The organism is Deinococcus aerius, from assembly GCF_002897375.1.
Lineage (GTDB): Bacteria > Deinococcota > Deinococci > Deinococcales > Deinococcaceae > Deinococcus > Deinococcus aerius.
Window position 1 is genome coordinate 19,797 of the sequence record NZ_BFAG01000009.1, and the last position, 21,362, is coordinate 41,158.

Below are 21,362 nucleotides of genomic sequence, written 5' to 3' on the forward strand. Positions count from 1 at the left end.
GATCATCCCCGTCCGCCGTTTCCCTCCTCCTCGCGCAGGCCCTCGGGGTCGAGCACGGCGGGCACCGCGCTGGCATTCGCGTTGGCGATGGCGGGGAGCGCCACCTTGGTGTCCCCGTCGTCGCCGCGCGGGTCCTCGCCCGCCCCCGGGGGGTTCTCCAGGTTCCCGCCCTCCTGCTCGACCTCCTCGACACTGCGGCCCAGCGGGGTGTCGCCGTAGCGGTTTTCACTGTCGGTCATGGTCCAGTTTGTGCCCGGTCAGGAGGCCATGACATGAGGCCCGGCTTGCCCGGACCTTCACCACGGGGGCGAGCCTGTCCCGCCCGTCCCACTCCGGGGTGGGTTACCCGTTCTCCTCGGTGCTGTCGCGGTTCTCGCGGGCGGTGCCGTCATCCGCGTCGCCGCCGCGGTCCGTGACCCTGCCCCCGTCCGTGACGGCGGGGATCATGCCGGTGCCCGCCGGGCCACTCAGCACCGGGGGGACCGGAACTCCGGCGAGGGCGTCGTCGTCGCGCACCTGCTCGCCGGGCACAGGAGAATTCACCCGGTTGGTGTTGTCCTGCTCGACTTCCTCCACGCTGCGGCCCAGGGGAGCGTCACCGTACCGGTTGTCGGGGTCGGTCATGTGTCAGTGTGTGTCCCCGCCCGGTCGCCGGGTGTGAGGCCGGGCTTGCGCGGGCCTTCATGCGCCCCCGCTCTCCCGCTATGCTGCCCCACAGTGAGGAGAATCAAGCGATGAGTGACCGCGTACTGTCGGCCCTGAAGGGTCTGGGAATCGAGGGGGCGCCCACGGCCACCCTGGAGCGCGAGGGGGCCTTTTTCGCCCTGCTCGAAGGGGTGCTGGTGTACCAGGACGAGCAGGGGACCCGCCGGGTGACCCTGCGCGACCTCACCCGCATCCACAGCGACCAGGCCGGGCTGCTGCGGGTGGAGACGCCCGCCGGGACGGCCCTGACCGCCAGCCTGCTGGGCTTTGACCCGGGGCGCGTGCAGGCGTTTTTCGCGGGGGTCCGCGACGCCACCGCCCGCGCCAAGAACCTGCCCGTCGCGCCGCTGCCCACCCCCGGGGGGCAGAAGACCTTCGGCAGCGCCGCCAAGTCGGCCCCGTCCCCGAAGCCCACCCCCGGCCCCTCCGGCGGCTCGCCCCGCGACGCGGCTCCCGTGGCCGCCCCCGCGCCGGAGGAACGCCCCCCCCGCAGCCCGGAGCCGCAGCCCGCTCCCGAGCGCCAGGAGAAGGCGCGGGAGGTCCGGGTCATCGCGGCCACGCCGCCCCCGGTCACCATCCCCGCCGCGTCCGCCGAGGGGAAGCTGGAGCCCAAGGCCCCGTCGGAAGCCCCTCCCGCCGCGCCCGTCCCGGCGACACCCGCCGCAAAACCGAGGCCTCTTCCCCCCACCTTGGTGGAGCGGGCGAACGCGGTGGGCGGGCTGGCGGGCCGCCTGCAAGTCCTGGCGGTCATCCTGGGCCTGGCGGCGGTCGGGCTGGCCGTGTTCCAGTTCCTGGGCGGGGAACTCCTGAACGGCATGTGGACCCTGATCGCCGGGGGCGTGAGCTGCATCGCGCTCCTCGCCTTCGCGGACGTGACCCGCCTGATCGCGGCGCTCGCCCAGGCGGTCGCGGGGACACGGGCCGATGAGCGCGGCTCCTGAGCCGGACGGGGAGGCCCGCGAACTCGTCTGTCAGGCGGTCGCCCTCCCCTCCGTCTCTGGGGAGGAGGGGCCGCTCGCCCGCTTCCTGGTGGAGTGGATGGCGGCCCGCGGCTTCCGGGCCCACGTGGACGAGGCGGGCAACGCGGTGGGCGAGCGCGGCCACGGCCCGCTGACGGTGGTGCTGCTGGGGCACATCGACACCGTGCCGGGCGACATCCCCGTGCGGGTGGAGGACGGCCTGTTGTACGGGCGCGGCAGCGTGGACGCCAAGGGCAGTTTCTGCGCCTTCGTGGCGGCGGTGGCGGCCCTGCCGGAGACGGCGCTGGCCGGGGCGCGCTTCATCTGCGTCGGCGCGACCGAGGAGGAGGCCCCCAGCAGCCGGGGCGCCCGGCACGCCCTGCGGGTCTACACCCCCGACCTCGTCCTGATCGGCGAGCCGAGCGGCTGGGAGGGCCTGACGCTGGGGTACAAGGGCCGCCTCGCCCTCCGGGTGCGGGTGGCAAAGGACAACTTCCACACGGCGGGCGAGGGCACGAGTGCGGCGGACGACCTCGCGGAGGCGTGGTTCCGGGTGCGGGAGTGGGCGGCGGGCACGGCGGGGGAGGGCGTTTTCGGGGCGGTCCAGGCGACCATTCAGCACCTCTCGTCGAGCGCGGACGGCCTCATGCAGGTCGCCGAGGGCACCTTCGGCCTGCGCCTGCCGCCCGGGCTGACACCGGCTGGGGTGGAGGAGACCCTGCGTGACCTGCTCGCGGGCCTGCCCGTCACCCTCACCTTCGGCGGGCACGAGACGGCGGTTCGCCACCCCAGGGACAACGCGCTGACCCGCGCCCTGCGCGTCGCCATCCGCGAGCGGGGGGGCCGCCCGGTCTTCAAGGTCAAGACCGGCACGAGCGACATGAACGTGGTCGCGGAACACTGGCCGGTGCCCACTGTCGCCTACGGTCCGGGAGACAGCGCCCTCGACCACACGCCGAATGAGCACCTCGACCTCGCGGAGTATGACCAAGCCGTCGCGGTGCTGACCTCAGCCCTGACGCGGCTGGCGGGGGCACGCCCAGCATGAGGACAAGCTCAGGCTGAACCCCTCTTGCCCCTCGGCTGGGCGGGGATAAGGTGGGGGCCGGAGGAGGCCGGGAGGCCCGGTGCCCCCGGCCTCGCCCCTGCCGTCAGTCCCAACGCCCAGCCGGGCCGCCCAGAAGAGGACGGCGTTCCGGCCCATCACGCTGCGCCACATCCCCCGGAGACCCATGGACCCCGTCACCATCCTGCTCATCCTGTTCGTCCTCGCCCTGATCCTGTTCGCCACCGAGTGGCTGCCCGTGGACGTGACCGCCCTGCTGCTGCTGGGCTCGCTGCTCGGCCTGGGGCTGCTGAGCCCCAAGGAGGCCTTCGCGGGCTTCGGGAGCGACACCGCCCTGACGCTCGCGGGCCTGTTCATCCTGACACGGGTGCTGCTGCGCGCGGGCGTGATCGAGTGGGTGGGCGTGAGCCTCGCCCGGCGGGCCCGCAACGCGGGCGGCATGGTGCGCGGGATGCTGGGGGCCGTGGCGGGGGTGAGCGCCTTTACCAGCAATACGGCCACGACCGCCGTGTTCCTGCCGGTCGTGACGGGCCTGGCACGGCGGGCGGGGCTGGCCCCCAGCCGGGTCCTCATGCCGCTGGCGTTCGCCAGCATCCTGGGAGGCACGGTCACGGTGATCGGCACCTCCACCAACCTCGTCGTGTCGGGGGCGCTGCCGACAGCGGGGCTGAGGCCGCTGGGCTTTTTCGAACTCGCCTGGGTCGGCCTGCCCGTCGCCGCGGTGGGGCTGCTCTACCTCTTCTTCGTCGCCCCCCGCCTGCTCCCCGCGCGGGACGCCGCGCTGGAGGAGTCGCTGCGCGCCTACCTCGCGGACCTGACGGTGGCGACGGGCAGTCCCCTCGCCGGGCAGACCCTGCGCGAGACGGGCCTGGGCCGCGACCACGGCCTCACGGTTGTCGCCGTGCGGCGGGGGGAGGACACGGTGTACGCGCCCGGGCCGGACTTCCGGGTGCAGGAGGGGGACACCCTCGCCGTGGAGGGGCCGCCCGACCGCATCCTGACCGGCAAGAGCACTCTGGGCGTGTTCAGCAAAAGCGAGCTAAAACTTCAGGTGGAGGGCAGTACCCAGGTGCGGCTCGTCGAGGCGGTCGTGCTGCCGGGGAGCCCGCTCACCGGGCGCACCCTGCGCGAGTCGCGCTTCCGCGAGCGTTACGGCGTCTCCGTCCTCGCCCTGCACCGCCGCGCCCGCACCGTCGAGCGCCTGGCGGGCCTGCGGGTTCAGGTCGGCGACGTGCTCATGATCCAGGGCAGCGCCGAGCGGATCGCGGCGCTGGGCGACTACCTCACCGTGCTGGGTGACCTCACCGAGGAGCAGCGGGACCTGCGGAAGGCGCCGCTCGCCCTGCTGCTCTTCGGCGGCGCGGTGGTGCTGGGCGGCCTGGGCCTGCTGCCCCTCAGCGTGGCGGTCGTCATCGCCGTGGCCCTGGCGCTCGCCCTGCGCCTCCTCACGCCCGAGGAGGCCTACCGCGCCGTCGAGTGGCCGGTGATCGTCCTCGTGGCCTGCATGCTCGCCTTCGGCACCGCCTTTCAGGACACCGGGGCGGCCAAGGTCCTCACCGGCGCGATCTCCGGCGTCCTTCAGCCCCTGGGACCCTACGGCCTGCTCGCCGCCCTGTTCGTGGTGACCGTCGCCCTCACCCAGCCCATGAGCAACCAGGCCGCCGCCCTCGTCATGCTGCCCCTCGCCATCGGCACCGCGGGGACGCTGGGCTACGACCCCCGCCCCTTCGTCATCGGCATCACCGTCGCGGCGAGCAACTCCTTCATCACGCCGCTGGAGCCGTCCTGCATGCTCGTGTACGGGCCGGGCCGCTACCGCTTCCTGGACTTCGTGCGGGTGGGCACCGGCCTGACGCTGGTGACGTTCGTGGTGGCGATGCTGGTGATTCCGCGGGTGTGGCCGTTTTGAGCAATGAAGTGGTCAGCCGTCAGCAGGACATGCTTTTGCCGACCGCCAGATAAACACCGCTGAACACCCTCAATCGCCCCCGCACACTTCCCGCACGGAAAGCACGTTCATCGCGTCATTCCCGTCCCTCACCGTCTCGCCTGCTCCGCATCGTGCCACAGCCATAGCAGCGCGGCGAAGGGTGGGAACACCGTCTGGCAAGGCGCTCCCGACCGTGCCCCGACCTGGGAACGCGCCTCCCTGGGGTAAGTGGGGCGAGGGAGGGGGCTGGGGGTGTGGATGGGGTATTGCCTTCAGGGGGAGGTCAAGGTCTCCATGATGGCTTCCGCAAGGCGCGAGTCGTCATTGTTATTTGGTGTAGTGTCAGGGTAAATCATGGCGACCGTTCTGTTGCCAAAGAGGTAAGAGCGGGCGACAACATGGACACGTTGCTTACTAGGAAGCTCAACATCGAATAGGGTCCGTGACATATAGCCATTAGCCACCTTACTAATAGTTGTGGATTCAAGCTTGACGTTGCCCTGCTTGGAGTAACCATTGAGCAGCCCACCGACGAAATTGAACAGGCTGCTGAGGGTGCGGTCCAACTCAGTATCCAAGTTTGGGGGTGGCTCCGCCGTTCCTGGGATAACGGCTAAGGCGTTATCTCCAAGTTGAGGACCGGTCACGAGGAATAGGTTTACCCCCGCTGTTGTGTGGGGCGTGACTTTGAGCCCATTGGGTAGGACAATGCTGAACCCAGTTGTACCCAACCGCTGCTTGACCTTAAGGGGCGGCGTTGGGAAAGTGGTCTGGGCAGTGGCTGGGGCAGAGCAAAGCGTCAACGCGGTCAGGATGGCCCAAGGTTTCAAAAGTTCCATGCTGGAGCTTACACATCCAGGGGAAGAAGTGGATTGAGGGAAACCTTATGAATAGTGGGGGGTGGATGAATAATCCCCGCTTAAAAGTGGGGCAGGGAGCGCAAGGTAAACTAGGGTACCAAGACGAATACTTTTGACCCTAGATAAACAGCGGTGCGTCCGGGTCGTCGGGGAGGGGGCGGTCCTTGCGGGCGAGCAGGGCGGCGGTCGTTCCGATGCCGATCACGGCGCCGAGGGCCAGCACGACCAGCGCCCACGTCGTCAGAACATGGCTGCGGTCCGAACTCATGGGTGCAGCATAACAGCCGTCACCCCCACGCGTTCCTTACAGGGATTGAGAGGGGGCTCTTCAGTCCGCCGGAAGCCCCTGGCCCCGCGCGACCGGCTTGGGAAGCTCTCGCGGCAGCCGCGTCCACAGGGCGAGCAGGGAGAGGCTCCCCAGCGCGGCGAGGGCGAGCAGGCCCCAGCGCGGCCCCAGCGGCCCCTGCTTGCTGATCAGCGTGCTGGCAATGAGCGCCCCGGGAGGCCCCATCCCCACCAGCACGAAGGAATACAGGCTCATCACCCGCCCGCGCAGGTGGTCGGGGACGACGAGCTGCACGGTGCTGTTCGCGCTCACCAGCAGGGACAGCATCCCGAAGCCGCACGCGGCGAGTACCGGCGTGCCCAACACCGGCCCCGGTGTCCAGGCGAGCGCGACCGTGCTGGCGATCAGCAGCACCCCGCCGACCCGCAGGTTCCGCAGCGGGTTGGGCTTGCTCGCCTGCCACAGCGCCCCCGCCATCGCCCCGAGCCCGAAGGCGGCCGACAGGATGCCGAACGTCGCCTCCCGCGCCCCGAACACCACCCGCGCGAAGTACGGGATGATGATGTTGAAGTTGATCACCGTGAGGCTCAGCGCCCCCACGAGCAGCATCACGTTCCGCACCGCCGGGGTGTGCCGGACGTAGCTGAGCCCCTCCCGGATGTCCTCCAGGACCGTGCTCCGACCGGCCCCCTCGCGTGGGGGAAAGGGCAGCGTGGCGATCACGAAGAGCACGACGAAGAACGAGGCGACGTTCAGGTAAAAGGGCAGGGCCAGCCGCGCGAGGTTGTCCGGGTTGCCCCCCGCCAGCAGGGACACCCCCAGCGCGGCGACCAGGCCGAACACCGCCTGGCCCAGGGTGCGGCTGACATTGAACGAGAGGCTGTTGAGCGCCACCGCGTTCGGCACGTCGCCGCGCGGCACGAAGTCCACCACCATGCTCTGCCGGGCGGGCATGTCGAAGGCGTTCGCGGTGCCGCTGACAAAGGCGAGCGCCATCACCAGCGGCAGCGTCACGACCCCCAGGTGCGTGGTCACGGCCAGGCCAGCGGCGGTCAGCATCAGCGTGACCTGGGTGGCGAGCAGCACCCGGCGCCGCGGCACCCGGTCGATCACCGCCCCGGCGAACAGCGAGAGCAGCAGGCTGGGCAGGAACTGCGCCACCGTCACGGAGCCCAGCGCCGCCGAGCTACCCCCCGAGAGTTCCAGCACGAGGTACTGCTGGGCGGTGGACTGCATCCACGAGCCGACCAGCGAGAGCAGTTGCGAGAACCAGTAGCGGCGGTAATGAACGTGGCGAAGCGCGCGAAACGTCCGCGTTCGCCACGCGGAGGCGCGGGCAAGCATTCGCCCAGCATAGGCGCGCGGGGCCGCTGGGCTTTTCCCCGTCCCGCCTGCCGGAACACGGCCAGAATGTGAAAAAACCGCCACCAGGAGCGCGGGGACTTGGCAAATGTGACGCGGGCATGTTACGGTGCCCCTGTTTCAATTTTCTTTGCCCGGCTCTCATTCCGGGTTAGCCGTGTGTGCCCCTTTCAGGCGGCCCTTTCCGAGTGTCTTTCGCGCCCTGTGAGTCCTCCCCCATGCCCCACTCCTTCCGCGCCCCCGTGTTGCCGAGCCTCCTGATCCTGATGGGAGCCGTCTCCTTCGCGCAGGCTGCTGGTACAGCCCCCAGCCCGGTTGGTCCCGCGCCGACCGGGCTTTCCTCTGCCGTGAGCGGCGACACCGTGACGGTGAGGCCGGGCGACACGGCCTACAGCCTGGCGCGCGCGTACGGGCTGACGGTCGACGCCCTGCTGGCCCTGAACGGATTGAGTTCGCCCGACCTGCGCGCCGGACAGGTGCTGCGGGTGCGGGACGTGCCCCCGTACGTCGCCCAGCGCGGAGACACCCTGTACTCGCTGGCCCGCCGCTTCGGCGTGAGCGTGGACAGCCTGCTCGCGCTCAACGGCCTACCGAGGGACACCCGGCTGGAGGTCGGGCAGGTGCTGCGTATTCCGGCGCCCGGCCCCGGAGCCCCGGCCCCCCTGCCCGTGCAGGCCCAGGCTGTTCCCGTCCCCCCGGTGGCGACCACCGAGCCCCTCCCCACCCCCGCCCCCGCCCCGGTCGTCCCCAGTGCCCCGCTCACGGGCGACTGGCGGGAGGCGGCCCTGGCGATGCTGGGTGTGCCCTACGCCTACGGCGGCTCCGGTCCCGGTGGCCTGGATTGCAGCGGCTTCGTCGTGCAGGTCTTCGCGCCGCTCGGGGTGCAACTGCCGCGGCGCAGCGCCGACCAGGCGCAGTCCGGCGCGCCCGTCGCCCTGACCGAGCTGCAACCCGGCGACCTGGTGTTCTTCGACACCTCGGGCCGCGGCGAGGTGACGCATGTGGGCATCTACCTGGGCGACGACGAGTTCGTGAACGCGAATTCCTACAAGGGGCAGGTTGCCGTGGACCGCCTGATGAGCGACCCCTACTGGGCACCCCGCCTGCTCGGCGCGCGGCGGATCCTGCCCCCCTCGACGACCTACGCGGCGGGGCACTGACCCCGGCAAGCCCGGCGAAAGGACGCGGCGCCTCACGGAATCGTGGGCGCCGCGTCCTTTCTTGCATTCAGGGCGTCAGCCCGCGTCGTCGGCCACGTCCTCGTTGTCCAGCAGGTGCCGGTACTCCTCCAGGTGCTCGCCCTCGCCGAGTTCCCGGGCGATCTTCTCGATGGCGAGCCGGACCACCTCGCTCTTGCTGATCAGGCGCTCGGGGCTGGAGAGTTCGTAGGCGGTGCGCGTCAGCAGGGCGTCCTGTTCCTCGCTGATAACAACTTGGAGGCGTTTGCGTTCCTTCTTCGGCATCCCCTGTATCCTCTCTGGCGGCGGGCTTTCCTGACGCGGCACGGGTTGATCTGCCGGGCAGCGTAGCACGCCTCGTGAGTGCCCTCAACATGATTCGCCTTCCCCTCCCGTGAGGATGAGGTGGCCAGCACTTTACAGGGGACACATCCTGCTGCTGCTGCGGGGCCGTAAGGTCGGCGTAGACGTGGGGTGAGCAACATGTGTAACATGCACTCGGCTGCCCCCGGGTGAGCCCGAACAACGCCGCTTTCAAGGCGCCGCCCCCGGCGCTCCCAACCCGAAAGGACCACCATGCAACTGACGCCGCTGCACATTCAGGGAGGCCGGGAACTCTCCGGCGAGATCGCCATTCAGCCCAGCAAGAATGCGGCCCTGCCGATCATCGTCGCCAGCCTCCTGAGCAGCGAGCCCGTCACCCTGCACGGCGTCCCCCGGCTCTCGGACGTGTACACCATCCTGGACCTCGCGCACCACATCGGCACGCGCCACGCCTGGGTCGGGCCCAACAGCCTCACCCTGCACACGCCCGAGATCCTCAACACCGACGCGCCCTACGCGCTGGTCTCCAAGATGCGCGCCAGCTTCATCATGATGGGCGCGCTGATCGCCCGCGCGGGTCAGGCGACCGTCTCCATGCCCGGCGGCTGCGCCTTCGGCTACCGGCCCGTCGATCAGCACGTCAAGGCCTTCCGGGCTCTGGGCGTGCAGGTCGAGGAGGAGGGCGGCAACTTCGACGCCCGCCGGGGGGGCAGCCTGGGCGGCACCTTCGTGTTCGAGCTGCTGACCGTCGGGGGCACCCAGAACGCCATCCTCGCCGCCGCGTTGGGCGACGGGGTGGTCACGCTGGAAAACGCCAGCATCGACACCGACGTGGTGGACCTGATCAACTTCCTGAATAGCCTGGGGGCGCGGATTGACGGGGCGGGCACGAACACGCTCACCATCCAGGGCGTGAAGGCCCTGCGCGGGGGCGAGTACCGGATTATCCCCGACCGCATCGAGGCGGGCACTTTCATGATCGCCGCCGCCGCCACCCGCAGCCGCCTGACCCTGACGAACGTGCGCCCCGACCACCTGCGCGCCGTCAGCGCCAAGCTGACCGAGATGGGCGTGGACATCCTGGAATCCGGGGAGCGCCTGCTGGTGGACGCCCGGAACCGCAGCCTCAAGGCGGTGAACGTCACCACCCAGAGCTTTCCCGGCTTCCCCACGGACGTGCAGCCCCAGATGAGCGCCCTGCTCGCCACCGTCCCCGGCGCGAGCGTCGTGCAGGACCCGGTGTACCCCGACCGCCTCACCCACGTCGCGGAGCTGCACCGCATGGGCGCCAACATCACCGTCAGCGGCTATACCCAGGTCATCCAGGGCGGCCCGCTGCACGCCGCGCCCGTCAAGGCCGCCGACCTGCGCGCCGGGGCGGCTCTCTTCATCGCCGCGCTGACCTGCGAGGGCGAGACCGTGATCGACGGCGTGCAGTACCTCAACCGCGGCTACGAGCGCCTGGCCGAGCGCCTGCGCTCCATCGGCGCAAACGCCTGGCAGCCCCAGCCGGTGCTGGCCAGCGCCATGGACTGAGCAGAAAGAGAGAACGTGCCCGCCTCCATTGCTGGGGCGGGCGCGTTCTTGTGAGGGATGGGATGAATCTGGAAGAAGCTTTAAAGGCGGTCCACGACCGGCAAACCTTTCTCGCGTTTGTGGACGCCCTACTGACAGCAGCGGTGCGGGATGGGGGGGACAGTGAGATCAACCCCCGCACGGCAACGTTTTTGGAGGCTGCGCTGGCTGCTACTGCCGACTACGAAGGAGGAGTTGACTTCCTGGAGCAGCCATCATGGAAGGGCTTCGCTACCTTCCTGCATCTGGGCCTGATCTACGAGTGATCCCCTAAACTTCCCCGCCCCACCCTTGCCCGTGTTCCGCCCAGGCCGCTTCAATCTGCCTCAGCAACTCAGCGGGCAGCGGCCCTTTCTCCACGACGGCCACGTTCCGCTCCAGGTTCTCCACCCTCGCCGTGCCCACGATGGCGCTGCTCACTCCTGGGGCAAAGGCCGAGAAGCGCAGGGCGAACTCGTTCCAGTCCAGGTCGCCGGGGTCCAGACGCAGCGTCTGCAACCGTTCCCAGTACACCTCCGCGTACTGACCCACCGGGCGCTTGCTGAATTGCCAGGCGGCGTTGGCGATGGGCCGCTTGGCGATCACGCCCAGTCCCCTTGCCGCCGCCCCGGGCAGGACGTGGTGCAGGCTCCACTGGTCGGTGAGGTTCACACTCGTCTGAATACTGCCAAAACGGCCCGACTCCGCGGCCCACGCCAGCGCCTCGTTCTCGCCGCTGTAGGCCGCGACCCGGATCAGGCCCGCATCCCGTGCCCGGTCGAGTTCGGCGAGCAGGTCGTCCCGCCGTAGGGTGTCGGGTGGGCAGGAATGCAGGTGGAAGATGTCGATGCGGTCCGTCCGCATCACCCGCAGGGCACGCTCGATGCCCAGGCGGATGCTGCCGGGCGTCCAGTCCCCCACGCCCTCCACCCCGTAGCCGCCCTTGGTGCTCAGCACGAACTCGTCGCGGCGGCTGGCGAGGTAACGGCCGACTCGTTCCTCACTCAGGCCGTAGCCGCGCGCCGTGTCGATCAGGGTGATGCCGAGGTCAAGGGCGCGGTGGAGCAGCCGCTCGGCCTCCGCTTCGGGCAGGGCCTCGGCCCCGACTTGGCCCGCTCCCAGCCCCAGCACGCTGACCCTCAGGCCCGTAGTTCCAAACTCACGTTGCAGCATGGGGCGTACCATACCCCCATGAGTGACCCCGCCTTCAACTTCTGGGAACATGCCCAGGAGATGACGGAAGAAGAATACCTGCGAACCGAGCCGGAGAGCCCGGTCAAGCGGGAGTTCGTGGACGGGTACGCTTACCCCCTGCACGGGCGGACGTTGGCACAGGCGGGGGCGAGCAGCGGGCACGGGGAAATTGCGCTGAACATTGGGGCGGCCCTTCTGCCCCAGGCTCGCCGCTCAAACTGCCGAGTCTATGTGGCTGATATGCGTGTGAGCGCCGAGAACCCGACGGGGAGACGGGTGTACTACTACCCGGATGTGGTCGGCACGTGTGAACCTATGGAACTTGAGACCACACTCAGCCGCGAACCCTGCCTCCTCGTCGAGGTGCTGAGCCCCAGCACCGGCCATGTCGACCGCACCGACAAGCTCTGGGCCTATACCAGCCTTCCCAGCCTTCAGACCTACCTCATCGTGGACGCCTCAAAACGTTTCGTTCGAGTGATTCGGAGAACGGCGGATGGCTGGGAGGAGACAGAGCTGAGGGACGAGGGCACCGTCCCTATCCCCTGCCTGAACACCGACCTGACGCTCGACGACATCTACGCGGGTGTCCTCGACCGTTAGACGAGTTCCGCCCGTTCCTCCTGCTCCTTGCGGAACTGGAGTTCGTACAGGTCGCGGTACAACCCACCCGCCGCGATAAGCTGCGCGTGCGTCCCGTCCTCCACGACCTCCCCGGCATTCAGGACGAGGATGCGGTCGGCCCCCCGGATGGTGGAGAGGCGGTGCGCGATCACGAAGGTGGTGCGGCCCTGCATCAGCGTTTCCAGGGCGGCCTGAACGAGCGATTCGGACTCGTTGTCCAGGGCACTCGTCGCCTCGTCGAGGATGAGGATGCGGGGGTCTTTGAGGAGCGCGCGGGCGATGGCGACCCGCTGCCGCTGTCCGCCGCTGAGCTTGACCCCGCGCTCGCCGACCACCGTGGTATACCCCTGCGGGAAAGCGGAGATGAAGGTGTGGGCGTTTGCGGCGCGGGCGGCGGCCTCGACCTCCTCGAACGTGGCGTCCGGGCGCCCGTAGCGGATGTTTTCCTCGACCGAGCCGGAGAACAGCAGTGTCTCCTGCGGCACCAGGCCGACCTGGGCGCGCAATTCCGCCAGTGCGTACTCCCGCACGTCACGCCCGTCCACCCGCAACGAGCCACTTGTCACGTCCCAGAAACGCGGAATCAGGTTTACCAGCGTCGTCTTGCCCGCCCCGCTCGGCCCGACGAGGGCGACGACCTGACCGGCGGGCACGTCGAAGCTCACGTCCCTCAGGGTGGGCACGTCCCCGTACTGAAAGGAGACGTGGTCGAAGGTGACGCGGCCCTCAGCCCGGGTCAGGGGAGCGGGGCGGGCGGGCTCGGGCAGATCGCTGCGCTCGTCCAACAGCTCGAAGATGCGGCCCGACGCGCCCAGCGCCTCCTGAAACTGGTTGAAGATGCCCGTCAGCGCCGCCACCGTCCCGCCGACCTGAAGCGCGTAGATCAGGAAGGTCACGAGGTTGCCCGGCGTCAGGTTCCCCGCCATGACCTGCCGCCCGCCGTACCACAGCAGCGCGGCGAGCGAGCCGAAGGTCAGGAAGCTCATGGTGCCGTTCATCAGGGCCTGGAGGCGGGCGCGTTTCAGCGCGGCGAGGAAGGAGGCGACCACCCCCCGCCCGTAGCGGCCCCGCTCGACCTCCTCGGCGGTGAAGCTCTGCACGACCCGCACACCGCTGATCGCCTCCTCGGCGCTGGCGTTCGCGTCGGCTACCCGGTCCTGCACCTCGCGGCTGACCCGGCGGATGCGGCGCCCGATGGTGAAGGCCGTGCCGATCACCAGCGGAATCACCGCCAGCGTGAGCAGGCTCAGGCGCGGGCTGGTCGTCACGAGCAGGATGACGGCCCCGACAAAGCTGACCGTCTGTGCGGCGAGTTGCGCGAGGGCCGTGCTCGTCACCGTCTGCACCGTGCCCACGTCCGCCGTCAGGCGGCTCGTCAGGTCGCCCGTCTTGTGGTCCGCGAAAAAACGCGGCGAGAGCGTCAACAGGTGCCCGAAGAGCGAGCGGCGCAGGTCAGCCACCACCCCCGCCCCCACCCGGGACAGCAGGTACGACTGGGCGGCCCCGAACAGGGCACTGAGCGCGAAGATGCCCAGCAACATCAGCACCGTCCGGTCGAGCGGCCCGGTGTCCGTGCTCCCCACCCGCAGGAAGGAGGCGTCGATCAGCCGCCCGAACAGCAGCGGGAAGAAGAGGTTCAGCCCGCTGGCGACGAGCGTGGCGAGCAGCCCCAGCACGAACAGGCCCCGGTAGGGCCGCGCGTAGGCGAGCAGGCGCCGGAGCTGCCGGGGGTCACGTTTGACCCTTGGGGCATTCGGGTCACGGACCACGGGGGGCAGGCGAGAGGGGCGGGAGTACATGGGTCAGAGTACGCCCGGGGCACAAGGGCTGTGAACTGGCCGAACAGCGGGGAGGGGCTCCTGGAATGCTCCACCACACGATAGGGATACGGAAGGGAGCGGCAGGCCCTTGCTCCCGGCCCGCCGCTCCCCGAGGTCCTTCGCCTACGCCAGCACCGCCGCCGCCTCCACTGCGGGCAGCTCGAAGGCGTCCGCCACGCCCTGGTACGTCAGCTTGCCCCCGTGGGTGTTCAGGCCGAGCATGAGCGCGCGGTTGCGGTGCAGGGCCGCGGTCCCGTGGTCTGCCAGCATGAGGGCGTAGGGGAGGGTCTGGTTAGTCAGCGCAAACGTGCTCGTGCGCGGCACGGCGCCCGGCATGTTCGCCACGCCGTAGTGGATCACGCCGTCCACCACGTAGGTCGGGTCGTCGTGGGTGGTGGCGTGAATGGTCTCCACGCAGCCGCCCTGGTCCACCGCCACGTCCACGATGACGCTGCCCTCCTGCATCAGCGGGAGCATGTCGCGCGTGACGAGGTGCGGGGCCTTCGCGCCGGGAATCAGGACCGCGCCGATGAGGAGGTCCGCCTCGGGCAGCAGGGCGCGGATGTTCGCCTCGCTGCTCATCATGGTGGTGAGCTTGCCGAAGAACACGTCGTCGAGGTAGGTCAGGCGGCGGTGCGACACGTCGAGGACCGTGACCTTGGCCCCCAGCCCCATCGCCATCTTCGCGGCGTTCGTGCCCACCACGCCGCCGCCGATGATGACCACGTGGCCCGCCTGCACCCCAGGCACGCCGCCCAGCAGCACGCCGCGCCCACCGACCGGCTTCTGGAGGTGGTACGCGCCCGCCTGCACGCTCAGGCGCCCGGCGACCTCCGACATGGGCATCAGGAGGGGCAGGCTGCCGTCCTCAAGCTGCACCGTCTCGTAAGCGACGGCGGTGGTGCCCGCCGCGAGCAGCGCCTCGGTAAGGGGACGGTCGGCGGCGAGGTGGAGGTAGGTGAAGAGGAGCAGGTCGTCGCGCAGGTACCCGTACTCGCTCTCGATGGGCTCCTTGACCTTCATGACCATCTCGGCGGCCCAGGCGTCCGCCGCCGTGCCCATCACGGCCCCCGCCGCCACGTACTCGTGGTCGCTGATGCCGCTGCCCAGCCCCGCGCCCTCCTCGACGACGACCGAGTGGCCGCGCCGCACCAGGGTGCCCACCCCGCCGGGCGTGAGCGCCACGCGGTTTTCCTTAACCTTGATTTCCTTCGGAAGACCGATCTTCATTGCACACTCCTGCCGGGCCGCGCGGGAATCCCCCGCCAGCCCCTCGCTGTTGATGTGGCGCAATGGTAGCAGGACATGCCCCATCCGCGATTGCCGAGTAGGGGGTGATAAACTCGCGTCCGAGCAATCCTGTTGCGCCATTCTGCTACTCTTCAGAGGTTCATGTCACAGCCCGAACTGGACGCCACTGACCGCCGCATCCTCGCCATCCTCCAGCGCGACGCCCGCATTCCGAACACCGAACTCGCCGACGAGATCGGCCTGACGCCCGCGCCCACCCTGCGGCGGGTGCGGCGGCTGGAGGAGGAGGGCATCATCAGCCGGTACGTGGCGCTGCTCGATCCCAAGCGGGTGGGGCGCGACCTGCTCGTGCTCGTGCGGGTCACGCTCGACAAGCAGACCAAGCAGGGCTTCGAAACCTTCGCCGAGCACATGCGGGGCCGCCCGGAGGTGCTGGAGTGTTACCTCTGCCTGGGCGACACCGACTACCTCCTCAAGGTCTGCGTGCCCGACCTCGACGCCTACCAGAACTTCCTGGTGGACGTGCTGGCCTCCAGCCCCGGCGTGCGGAACACCGCGAGCACCATCGTGGTCAAGCAGGAGAAGTACACGACGAGCCTGCCGCTGGAGTGAGGGGGCGGGGTCCCCGCGCTAGGCTGCGGCCCATGCGCTCCCTGATGCTCGCCGCCCTGCTCGTCGCGTCTGCCGCCCTTGCCCAGAGCACCCCGGCGCCCACCTTCACCCCCGTCCCCTATCTCTCCGCCGCGCCCGTCCGCACCTTCAAGGAACCGGGCTGGGTCATCGATCCGGCGAAGACCTACCGCGCCATCCTTAAAACCACGAAGGGCGACGTGACCCTCGAGCTGTACGCGCGGCGGGCGCCCAAGGCCGTCAACAGCTTCGTCTTCCTCGCGCTTAACCACTTCTACGACGGCACGCGCTTTCACCGGGTCGTCGAGGGCTTCATGGCGCAGGGGGGCGATCCCCTCAGCGCGGACGCGGCGCAGAAGGCGAAGTGGGGGACGGGCGGCCCCGGGTACGGCTTCTTCGTGGAACTCGATCCGGGCCTGACCTTTAATTCCGCCGGGGTGCTGGGCATGGCCCGCTCACAGAGCTACTTCTCGCAGGGCAGCCAGTTTTTCATCACGCTGGCGCCCGCCGACTTCCTGAACGGCGAGTACACGGTCTTCGGCAAGGTCGTGGCCGGACAGGACGTGCTCGCCAAGCTCACGCGCACCGCGACGAGCGGCCAGGGCGGCGAGACGCCGATTCAGGGCGCCGAACCCGACCGGATTCAGAGCGTGCAGATTCTCGTGTCGCAGTGAGTGTGCAGCGCCCAACCCAGGCTTTGATCCCCACCCAGTTCAACGCTCTGGTGCCCCTTCCCCTGTGGCTGCGCCAGGGGTGAGGGGGCGCCCAACAGGTGAGATCGGCTCATGAGGGCAGCCTCCAGGGCTGGGACGGCGTGGAGATCAAAGCCTGCGCCAACAGCTTTTTCTGACGGCTGATCGCTGATAGCTTGACTCCATGCGCCTGCCGCGCCGTCTCCTGCTCCTGGCCGCCCTGGGGGGTGCCGCCGCGTGGTATCTGCAAAACGTCCTCCGTTTCCGCGATCCCGTCCGGGTCCCGCTGTCGCAGGCCGGAGCCGTGCTGAGCCCCGCCGACGGCCTCGTCACGTTCGTGCGCCGGATTCAGGACGGGCGGGTGGAGGTGGAATCGTCCGCCGCTGTGGACATTCCGAATCTCACCGGGATGGAGGTGGGGGAGGGCTGGCTGCTCGGCCTCCTCGTGGGGCCGCTGGACGTTCGTTACGTGTACGCGCCGGTAGGTGGGGTGGCGCGAACCGTCCACCTGGGTGGGAGTCAGGGGAGCGCGCCCCTTGCACAAGCTCTGACAACCGCACGCCTCCTGACCGGTCGGCCCGCTGGTGTACTCGGGAGGCCGGGGCTGACCGGAAAGGAGCGGCATACCACCATCTTGTCGGGCAAATACGGGGACGCGGGCGTCACCCTGGTTGGAGGTAGGAGTGGCCTGGGCGCCGTCACCTATGCCCGCCCCGGTGCAGAGGTTCGTGCGGGGCACAAGCTGGCCTTCCTGGAGGGGAGTGGCCTCGTCCTGCTCACGCTGCCCCTGGCCGCCGTGCCACTGGTCAGCGTGGGGGACCGGGTGACCGGAGCGGAGACGGTGGCGGCGCTCTTCGGCTGGCTCTTCGGCTGAGGCGGGGCTACCGCAGCAGCGCCACCACCAGTGTCACGACGAGCGCGGCCAGCCCCATGCCGATGCTGCTCGCGGCGCCCGTCGTCTCGCCCTCCTCGCGGGCGCGGGCGGTGCCGATGCCGTGGGAGACGCTGCCGATGGCGATGCCGCGGGCGAGGGGGTGGCGCACCCCCAGGCGGGTCAGGGCCTGCGGCAACACGAGCGCCCCCAGTAGCCCCGACAGCACGGCGAGCGTGGCGGCGAGCGCGGGCGGCGCGCCCGTCAGCCCCGCGAGCTGTACCGCGACCGGGCTCGTGGCCGTGGCCGTGGTGAGGGACCGCTGCGCCTCGGCGCTCAGGCCCAGCAGCCGGGGCAGCAGGGTGTCCACCCCCACGCCGACCAGCGTGCCCGCCAGGCCCCCGATCACCATCACCCGCCACTCCCGGACCAGCAGGGCTCGCAGCCGGTACAGCGGCACGGCGAGCGCCACCACCGCCGGGCCGAGCAGGAAGGAGATGGGCCGGACCTCCGCCGCGTACCCCTCATATGGCGTCCGCGTCACCAGTAGTATCCCCGCGACGATGACGGTCGCTACCAGCGTCGGATTCGCCAGCGGATGCCGCGTCCGCGCCTGCGCCACCACGCCCAGCCCGAAGGCCAGGAGGGTGAGGGCCACCCAGGTCACGGTGCTCCTGCGGGGCGGGGAGTGGGACGTGGGGAGTGGGACGTGGGAAAGGCGGGGGTCGGCGCCTTCAGGCCGACCCCCGCCTGGCCCCCGGGGAGTTCCTCGCCCCGCATCCACTGACCACTGGCCACTCCCCACTCACCCCCTGACCAGCCGCGCCGCCAGCAACCCCGCCACCCCGGCTCCCAGCAGCAGCCCCGCGAGCATCACGAGCAGCCACAGCGCCCACGCCGCCCCCGCCGACAGGTACTCGACCACGCCGACGGTGGCGGGGACAAACAGCAGCCCCAGGACACCGAGCAGCCCGTCCGCCGCCTCCGCGAGCCAGTGCAGCCGCACCACGCCCAGCGACAGCGCTGCCCACAGCAAGACCATCCCCACGACCGAGCCCGGCAGGGGAAGGTGCAGGGCAGTGACCAGCCCGGTGCCCAGCGCGGCGAAGCCGGTCAGCACTCCGAGCCCCAGCACGAAGCGCGCGGGGGCGGGCAGGCTTCCTGTCAGCGAGGCAGGTCGGCTCACCCTCAGGTCCCGGCGCCCAGGCGGGCGAGCATCCCGCGCACGACCTGCTTGGCGTGCCGGGCAACGCGGGGCATGAAGGTCCGGTAGTCCACCTGCGCGTCGTGGTCCGCCGTGTCGCTCACCGAGCGGATCACCACGAAGGGCACCCCCGCCTTGGCGCACACCTGCGCGACCGCCGCCCCCTCCATCTCCGCACAGGCCGCGCCGAAGGTCTCCCTGAGGCGCCTCACCCCCTCTTTTGAAGCGATGAACTGGTCGCCGCTCGCCACCCGGCCCTCCAGCACCTGCACGCCCTCGATCTCGCCCGCAGCCTCCAGCGCGACGGTTCGCAGCGCCTCATCGGCAGCCCAAGAAGACGCCTCCCCCGGGATGGTCCCCGGGGCGTAGTTCAGTGCCGTCACGTCCACGTCGTGCTGCACGAGGTCGCTGCTCACCACGATGTCCCCCACGCGCAGGTCGGGGTGGACGCCGCCCGCCACGCCGGTAAAGATCACGCGGGTGGCGCCCTCCTGCAGCAGGTACGTGGCCGTCATCGCCGCGTTCACCTTGCCGATGCCACTCTGGGTGAGGAGCACGGGCACCCCGTCCAGCGTCCCCCGGTACAGGGTCACGCCGGGCCGGGTCAGGTCCTCGCGGCCCTGAAGGCCCTCCAGCAGCAACTCGATCTCCTCGTCCATCGCGCCCATGATCGCCAGCATGGGCGTCAGTGTACGGTGCAGGCGGAGTTGGCAGGCTCGGGACCTCTTCCCACTCCTGCCCGGGCTGCCGCGGCAACTTCCCCGGGTCGGAGAGGGGAATGACCGCCCACCAAAACTGGGTTGCCGCAGGCTTTCTAAGCAGGCAGAAAGCCTAGGCTCGGCTTTCGCTGCCCACGAGGGAACCCGTCATGCTGAGCCGGAGGCGAAGCAGCGTGCCCGGCGCCGTACAGGGCCGCCGTGACGCTCGCGCCCTCCCGCAGTTCGCGCCGGACGCGCTCGCCCCGCCGCGCCAGGGCGTACTGGTTGGGGCTCAGGCCCGTCTCCGCCTTGAACACCCGCTGGGGGTGGAAGGGGCTGAACCCCACCGCCCCGGCGAGCTGCGCGAGGGACGGCGTGGGCTCCACGGTGTCGAGGAGGTGCTGGACGTGCAGCGCGGCGCGGCGCCGGGCCTCGACCTCGCCGGGCTTGCAGCGCAGGCAGGGGCGGAAGCCCGCCGCCTGGGCACCCTCCGGGTCGTCGAAGAACCGGACGTTCTCGCGCCTCGGTCGGCGGGACGGGCACGAGGGGCGGCAGGAGATGCCCGTGGAGCGCACGCCGTAGGAGAACTGCCCGTCCTGCGAGGCGTCGCGGTTCAGCACGGCCGGCCAGCGGGCCTCGTCTTGGGGGGTGGGCGAGAGCACCTGAGGCATGGGAACTCCTTTGGCTCAAGCGTACCCGCGAGGCCCGGACGGGATTATCCGTTTCTTGCGCCCAAATTCAGGCTCGGGAAGCCTCGGCGGGACAGACCTTAACCTGAGTCATGGTCGCCCCACCCCGCCGCGCGGCAGGCTACGGCCATGCCCCATATCATCACCAGCCCCTGCATCGGCGTGAAGGACCAGGCCTGCACCGAGGTCTGCCCCGTGGAGTGCATCTACGACGGCGGCGACCAGTACCTGATCCACCCCGACGAGTGCATCGACTGCGGCGCCTGCGTGCCCGCCTGCCCCGTCAGCGCCATCTTCCCCGAGGAGGACGTGCCGAGCGGCGAGGAAGAGTTCATCGTCAAGAACAAGGCCTTCTTCGGGCTATGACCCCGCTCGTCCCGCTGCTCGCCGCGCTGAATGTCCTGCTCGTCGGCGTCTGGGTGGGCATGTACCTGTTCACCACCTCCGTCGTGAGCCCGGCCTTCACCGAGCTGTTCCCCGACGCCGCCACCCGCACCGCGAACCGCCGCCTCGTCGGGCGGTACTACGCGCGGGTGAATGGCCCGCTGACCCTGCTGCTGCTCGCCACGGTGCTGGCGCTGGGCGTCACGCGGGGCTTCGGCGGCGCGCTGCTCGCCGAATTCGCCCTGCTGCTGCTGATCGGCGGCCTGGTCGCCCTGCACGTCCGCCGGGGACAGGCCCAGGCCCGGCCCCCCGCCTGGATCACGAACCTCACCCTGGCGGCGAGTGCCCTGCTGTGCGCCTTCGCCGTGGTGGCCTCCGCATGACCCTTCCCGTCACCCACCCGGACGCCGTCTTCGCCCGCCTGGGCGACGAGGCGCTGCGCCGCGTGCTGTGGGCGTTTTACGCGAGGGCGACGGCGGACGAAATACTCGGCCCCGTCTTCACCCGCAAGATCGGCCCCTTTCCGCGTGCCGGGTGGCCGCTGCACATTGCCCGGCTGGAGGGCTTCTGGCGGGCGGTGACGGGCGGCCCCAGCGCTTACCGGGGGCAACCCGGCCCGGCGCACGCGGACCTGGGCATCGACGCCCCGCACTTCGACCGCTGGCTGGCCCTGTGGGAGGAGACCCTGCGCGAACACCTCGATCCACCCGAAGCGGAGGCGCTCCTCACCCTCGCCCGGCGGATGCGGGTCAACCTGGAGCGGCACGCCGTGGCCGGGAAGGCGCAGGCGTGAACCGCGCCCAGCCCCCGCGGGTCCTCGCCTCGACTCCCGGGGGCCGCAGCCTCCTCTTCCGCCTGGAGGCCGGGGAGGGCGTGCCCCGCCACACGCACCCCCAGGCCCAGGTCGTCCTCGCCGTCCTGAGCGGTGAACTGCACGTGACCACTGGGGAGGATACCCACGCCCTGTCCGCCGCCGGGGTCCTCACGCACGACGGGAACGAGCCCCTGTTGCTGGAGGCGGCCCGGCCCGGAACCCAGGTCCTCGTCACGCTGCTGGGAGGGTGAGGAGGGAAGAGGGCCG

At 70.2% G+C, this 21,362-nt stretch carries 27 protein-coding genes; 14 read left to right on the forward strand and 13 right to left on the reverse strand.

Features of this window, described 5'->3' with window-relative positions:
• Positions 1–2 precede the first annotated feature (2 nt).
• Together DAERI_RS12785 and DAERI_RS12790 are read right to left on the reverse strand one after the other, a co-directional pair.
• Positions 3–239, reverse strand: coding sequence for a hypothetical protein (locus DAERI_RS12785; RefSeq protein WP_103129824.1), 237 nt, complete (start codon positions 237–239; stop codon positions 3–5).
• Between the two features lie 103 nt (positions 240–342).
• Positions 343–624, reverse strand: a complete 282-nt coding sequence (locus tag DAERI_RS12790) for a hypothetical protein (protein ID WP_103129825.1) — start codon at positions 622–624, stop codon at positions 343–345.
• A gap of 110 nt (positions 625–734) precedes the next feature.
• Here DAERI_RS12790 and DAERI_RS12795 point away from each other — a divergent pair, with 110 nt between their 5' ends.
• The 3 genes from DAERI_RS12795 (at position 735) to DAERI_RS12805 (ending at position 4,639) form a co-directional block, all read left to right on the forward strand.
• Entirely contained in the window at positions 735–1,646 is a 912-nt protein-coding gene (locus DAERI_RS12795; protein WP_103129826.1) for a hypothetical protein, read from the forward strand.
• Entirely contained in the window at positions 1,630–2,712 is a 1,083-nt protein-coding gene (locus tag DAERI_RS12800) for a [LysW]-lysine hydrolase (protein WP_103129827.1), read from the forward strand. The genes DAERI_RS12795 and DAERI_RS12800 overlap by 17 nt, the downstream gene beginning before the upstream one ends.
• A 184-nt stretch (positions 2,713–2,896) precedes the next feature.
• Entirely contained in the window at positions 2,897–4,639 is a 1,743-nt protein-coding gene (locus DAERI_RS12805) for an SLC13 family permease (protein ID WP_103129828.1), read from the forward strand.
• Between the two features lie 293 nt (positions 4,640–4,932).
• On the opposite strand, the gene DAERI_RS22030 is transcribed toward DAERI_RS12805, so the two are convergent.
• The 3 genes from DAERI_RS22030 to DAERI_RS12810 all read right to left on the reverse strand — a co-directional run bounded on the left by DAERI_RS22030 (position 4,933) and on the right by DAERI_RS12810 (position 7,150).
• The gene (locus DAERI_RS22030) at positions 4,933–5,226 is read right to left on the reverse strand and encodes a hypothetical protein (protein WP_133162030.1); all 294 of its coding nucleotides are present in this window, start codon (positions 5,224–5,226) and stop codon (positions 4,933–4,935) included.
• Between the two features lie 412 nt (positions 5,227–5,638).
• Positions 5,639–5,788 (reverse strand): hypothetical protein, encoded by a 150-nt coding sequence (locus DAERI_RS22435; protein WP_019588680.1) that lies wholly within the window; start codon positions 5,786–5,788, stop codon positions 5,639–5,641.
• A 60-nt stretch (positions 5,789–5,848) separates the two neighbouring features.
• The gene (locus tag DAERI_RS12810) at positions 5,849–7,150 is read right to left on the reverse strand and encodes an MFS transporter (protein ID WP_103129829.1); all 1,302 of its coding nucleotides are present in this window, start codon (positions 7,148–7,150) and stop codon (positions 5,849–5,851) included.
• A 236-nt stretch (positions 7,151–7,386) separates the two neighbouring features.
• Between DAERI_RS12810 and DAERI_RS12815 the strand changes: the two genes are divergently transcribed.
• Complete coding sequence (locus DAERI_RS12815) at positions 7,387–8,328, forward strand: C40 family peptidase (protein WP_235610373.1); 942 nt, start codon at positions 7,387–7,389, stop codon at positions 8,326–8,328.
• 75 nt (positions 8,329–8,403) lie between these two features.
• Here DAERI_RS12815 and DAERI_RS12820 read toward each other — a convergent pair whose 3' ends face one another.
• Positions 8,404–8,631, reverse strand: coding sequence for a transcriptional regulator (locus DAERI_RS12820; RefSeq protein ID WP_103129830.1), 228 nt, complete (start codon positions 8,629–8,631; stop codon positions 8,404–8,406).
• Positions 8,632–8,922: 291 nt separating this feature from the next.
• On the opposite strand from DAERI_RS12820, the gene murA reads away from it, so the two are divergent.
• Together murA and DAERI_RS12830 are read left to right on the forward strand one after the other, a co-directional pair.
• Complete coding sequence (gene murA / locus DAERI_RS12825; protein ID WP_103129831.1) at positions 8,923–10,206, forward strand: UDP-N-acetylglucosamine 1-carboxyvinyltransferase; 1,284 nt, start codon at positions 8,923–8,925, stop codon at positions 10,204–10,206.
• Positions 10,207–10,268: 62 nt separating this feature from the next.
• Positions 10,269–10,511: a hypothetical protein gene (locus tag DAERI_RS12830; RefSeq protein ID WP_103129832.1), complete on the forward strand. Its 243-nt coding sequence runs from the start codon at positions 10,269–10,271 to the stop codon at positions 10,509–10,511.
• Positions 10,512–10,515: 4 nt separating this feature from the next.
• Here the strand turns inward: DAERI_RS12830 and DAERI_RS12835 are convergent, their stop codons facing one another.
• Positions 10,516–11,397, reverse strand: a complete 882-nt coding sequence (locus DAERI_RS12835; RefSeq protein WP_235610374.1) for an aldo/keto reductase — start codon at positions 11,395–11,397, stop codon at positions 10,516–10,518.
• An 18-nt stretch (positions 11,398–11,415) separates the two neighbouring features.
• On the opposite strand from DAERI_RS12835, the gene DAERI_RS12840 reads away from it, so the two are divergent.
• A complete protein-coding gene (locus DAERI_RS12840; protein ID WP_103129834.1) occupies positions 11,416–12,021 on the forward strand; it encodes a Uma2 family endonuclease in 606 nt (201 codons plus the stop codon).
• On the opposite strand, the gene DAERI_RS12845 is transcribed toward DAERI_RS12840, so the two are convergent.
• Positions 12,018–13,841, reverse strand: coding sequence for an ABC transporter ATP-binding protein (locus DAERI_RS12845; RefSeq protein WP_103129835.1), 1,824 nt, complete (start codon positions 13,839–13,841; stop codon positions 12,018–12,020). The genes DAERI_RS12840 and DAERI_RS12845 overlap by 4 nt on opposite strands.
• Positions 13,842–13,985: 144 nt before the next feature.
• Positions 13,986–15,092, reverse strand: coding sequence for an alanine dehydrogenase (ald, locus tag DAERI_RS12850; RefSeq protein WP_103129836.1), 1,107 nt, complete (start codon positions 15,090–15,092; stop codon positions 13,986–13,988).
• A gap of 162 nt (positions 15,093–15,254) precedes the next feature.
• On the opposite strand from ald, the gene DAERI_RS12855 reads away from it, so the two are divergent.
• The 3 genes from DAERI_RS12855 to DAERI_RS12865 all read left to right on the forward strand — a co-directional run bounded on the left by DAERI_RS12855 (position 15,255) and on the right by DAERI_RS12865 (position 17,309).
• Positions 15,255–15,725: an Lrp/AsnC family transcriptional regulator gene (locus DAERI_RS12855; protein ID WP_103129837.1), complete on the forward strand. Its 471-nt coding sequence runs from the start codon at positions 15,255–15,257 to the stop codon at positions 15,723–15,725.
• A gap of 32 nt (positions 15,726–15,757) precedes the next feature.
• Positions 15,758–16,417, forward strand: a complete 660-nt coding sequence (locus DAERI_RS12860) for a peptidylprolyl isomerase (RefSeq protein ID WP_103129838.1) — start codon at positions 15,758–15,760, stop codon at positions 16,415–16,417.
• Positions 16,418–16,619: 202 nt separating this feature from the next.
• Positions 16,620–17,309 (forward strand): phosphatidylserine decarboxylase, encoded by a 690-nt coding sequence (locus DAERI_RS12865; RefSeq protein WP_103129839.1) that lies wholly within the window; start codon positions 16,620–16,622, stop codon positions 17,307–17,309.
• A gap of 7 nt (positions 17,310–17,316) precedes the next feature.
• On the opposite strand, the gene DAERI_RS12870 is transcribed toward DAERI_RS12865, so the two are convergent.
• The 4 genes from DAERI_RS12870 to DAERI_RS12885 form a co-directional block, all read right to left on the reverse strand.
• Positions 17,317–17,973: an LrgB family protein gene (locus DAERI_RS12870; RefSeq protein WP_103129840.1), complete on the reverse strand. Its 657-nt coding sequence runs from the start codon at positions 17,971–17,973 to the stop codon at positions 17,317–17,319.
• 138 nt (positions 17,974–18,111) lie between these two features.
• Positions 18,112–18,492, reverse strand: a complete 381-nt coding sequence (locus DAERI_RS12875; protein WP_103129841.1) for a CidA/LrgA family protein — start codon at positions 18,490–18,492, stop codon at positions 18,112–18,114.
• 2 nt (positions 18,493–18,494) lie between these two features.
• The gene (locus DAERI_RS12880; protein WP_103129842.1) at positions 18,495–19,190 is read right to left on the reverse strand and encodes a 5'-methylthioadenosine/adenosylhomocysteine nucleosidase; all 696 of its coding nucleotides are present in this window, start codon (positions 19,188–19,190) and stop codon (positions 18,495–18,497) included.
• A gap of 134 nt (positions 19,191–19,324) precedes the next feature.
• Complete coding sequence (locus DAERI_RS12885; protein ID WP_235610375.1) at positions 19,325–19,879, reverse strand: Ada metal-binding domain-containing protein; 555 nt, start codon at positions 19,877–19,879, stop codon at positions 19,325–19,327.
• A gap of 147 nt (positions 19,880–20,026) precedes the next feature.
• Between DAERI_RS12885 and DAERI_RS12890 the strand changes: the two genes are divergently transcribed.
• Genes DAERI_RS12890 through DAERI_RS12905 form a run of 4 tightly spaced genes read left to right on the forward strand, consistent with a single transcriptional unit; the run spans position 20,027 to position 21,346 of the window.
• Positions 20,027–20,263, forward strand: a complete 237-nt coding sequence (locus DAERI_RS12890) for a ferredoxin (protein WP_103129843.1) — start codon at positions 20,027–20,029, stop codon at positions 20,261–20,263.
• Positions 20,260–20,664 carry a hypothetical protein gene (locus DAERI_RS12895; RefSeq protein ID WP_103129844.1) on the forward strand — a complete coding sequence of 135 codons (405 nt, stop codon included), beginning with the start codon at positions 20,260–20,262 and terminating at the stop codon, positions 20,662–20,664. Before DAERI_RS12890 ends, DAERI_RS12895 begins: the two co-directional genes overlap by 4 nt.
• Positions 20,661–21,074: a group III truncated hemoglobin gene (locus DAERI_RS12900; RefSeq protein WP_103129845.1), complete on the forward strand. Its 414-nt coding sequence runs from the start codon at positions 20,661–20,663 to the stop codon at positions 21,072–21,074. Before DAERI_RS12895 ends, DAERI_RS12900 begins: the two co-directional genes overlap by 4 nt.
• A complete protein-coding gene (locus DAERI_RS12905) occupies positions 21,071–21,346 on the forward strand; it encodes a cupin domain-containing protein (RefSeq protein ID WP_103129846.1) in 276 nt (91 codons plus the stop codon). The genes DAERI_RS12900 and DAERI_RS12905 overlap by 4 nt, the downstream gene beginning before the upstream one ends.
• Positions 21,347–21,362 lie beyond the last annotated feature (16 nt).

Bases quoted from the DNA above. Each gene is read 5' to 3' on its own strand.
- DAERI_RS12785 (WP_103129824.1), bottom strand. From the start codon at position 239: ATGACCGACAGTGAAAACCGCTACGGCGACACCCCGCTGGGCCGCAGT.
- DAERI_RS12790 (WP_103129825.1), bottom strand. From the start codon at position 624: ATGACCGACCCCGACAACCGGTACGGTGACGCTCCCCTGGGCCGCAGC.
- DAERI_RS12795 (WP_103129826.1), top strand. From the start codon at position 735: ATGAGTGACCGCGTACTGTCGGCCCTGAAGGGTCTGGGAATCGAGGGG.
- DAERI_RS12800 (WP_103129827.1), top strand. From the start codon at position 1,630: ATGAGCGCGGCTCCTGAGCCGGACGGGGAGGCCCGCGAACTCGTCTGT.
- DAERI_RS12805 (WP_103129828.1), top strand. From the start codon at position 2,897: ATGGACCCCGTCACCATCCTGCTCATCCTGTTCGTCCTCGCCCTGATC.
- DAERI_RS22435 (WP_019588680.1), bottom strand. From the start codon at position 5,788: ATGAGTTCGGACCGCAGCCATGTTCTGACGACGTGGGCGCTGGTCGTG.
- DAERI_RS12810 (WP_103129829.1), bottom strand. From the start codon at position 7,150: ATGCTTGCCCGCGCCTCCGCGTGGCGAACGCGGACGTTTCGCGCGCTT.
- DAERI_RS12815 (WP_235610373.1), top strand. From the start codon at position 7,387: ATGCCCCACTCCTTCCGCGCCCCCGTGTTGCCGAGCCTCCTGATCCTG.
- DAERI_RS12820 (WP_103129830.1), bottom strand. From the start codon at position 8,631: ATGCCGAAGAAGGAACGCAAACGCCTCCAAGTTGTTATCAGCGAGGAA.
- murA (WP_103129831.1), top strand. From the start codon at position 8,923: ATGCAACTGACGCCGCTGCACATTCAGGGAGGCCGGGAACTCTCCGGC.
- DAERI_RS12830 (WP_103129832.1), top strand. From the start codon at position 10,269: ATGAATCTGGAAGAAGCTTTAAAGGCGGTCCACGACCGGCAAACCTTT.
- DAERI_RS12835 (WP_235610374.1), bottom strand. From the start codon at position 11,397: ATGCTGCAACGTGAGTTTGGAACTACGGGCCTGAGGGTCAGCGTGCTG.
- DAERI_RS12840 (WP_103129834.1), top strand. From the start codon at position 11,416: ATGAGTGACCCCGCCTTCAACTTCTGGGAACATGCCCAGGAGATGACG.
- DAERI_RS12845 (WP_103129835.1), bottom strand. From the start codon at position 13,841: ATGTACTCCCGCCCCTCTCGCCTGCCCCCCGTGGTCCGTGACCCGAAT.
- ald (WP_103129836.1), bottom strand. From the start codon at position 15,092: ATGAAGATCGGTCTTCCGAAGGAAATCAAGGTTAAGGAAAACCGCGTG.
- DAERI_RS12855 (WP_103129837.1), top strand. From the start codon at position 15,255: ATGTCACAGCCCGAACTGGACGCCACTGACCGCCGCATCCTCGCCATC.
- DAERI_RS12860 (WP_103129838.1), top strand. From the start codon at position 15,758: ATGCGCTCCCTGATGCTCGCCGCCCTGCTCGTCGCGTCTGCCGCCCTT.
- DAERI_RS12865 (WP_103129839.1), top strand. From the start codon at position 16,620: ATGCGCCTGCCGCGCCGTCTCCTGCTCCTGGCCGCCCTGGGGGGTGCC.
- DAERI_RS12880 (WP_103129842.1), bottom strand. From the start codon at position 19,190: ATGCTGGCGATCATGGGCGCGATGGACGAGGAGATCGAGTTGCTGCTG.
- DAERI_RS12885 (WP_235610375.1), bottom strand. From the start codon at position 19,879: ATGCCTCAGGTGCTCTCGCCCACCCCCCAAGACGAGGCCCGCTGGCCG.
- DAERI_RS12890 (WP_103129843.1), top strand. From the start codon at position 20,027: ATGCCCCATATCATCACCAGCCCCTGCATCGGCGTGAAGGACCAGGCC.
- DAERI_RS12895 (WP_103129844.1), top strand. From the start codon at position 20,260: ATGACCCCGCTCGTCCCGCTGCTCGCCGCGCTGAATGTCCTGCTCGTC.
- DAERI_RS12900 (WP_103129845.1), top strand. From the start codon at position 20,661: ATGACCCTTCCCGTCACCCACCCGGACGCCGTCTTCGCCCGCCTGGGC.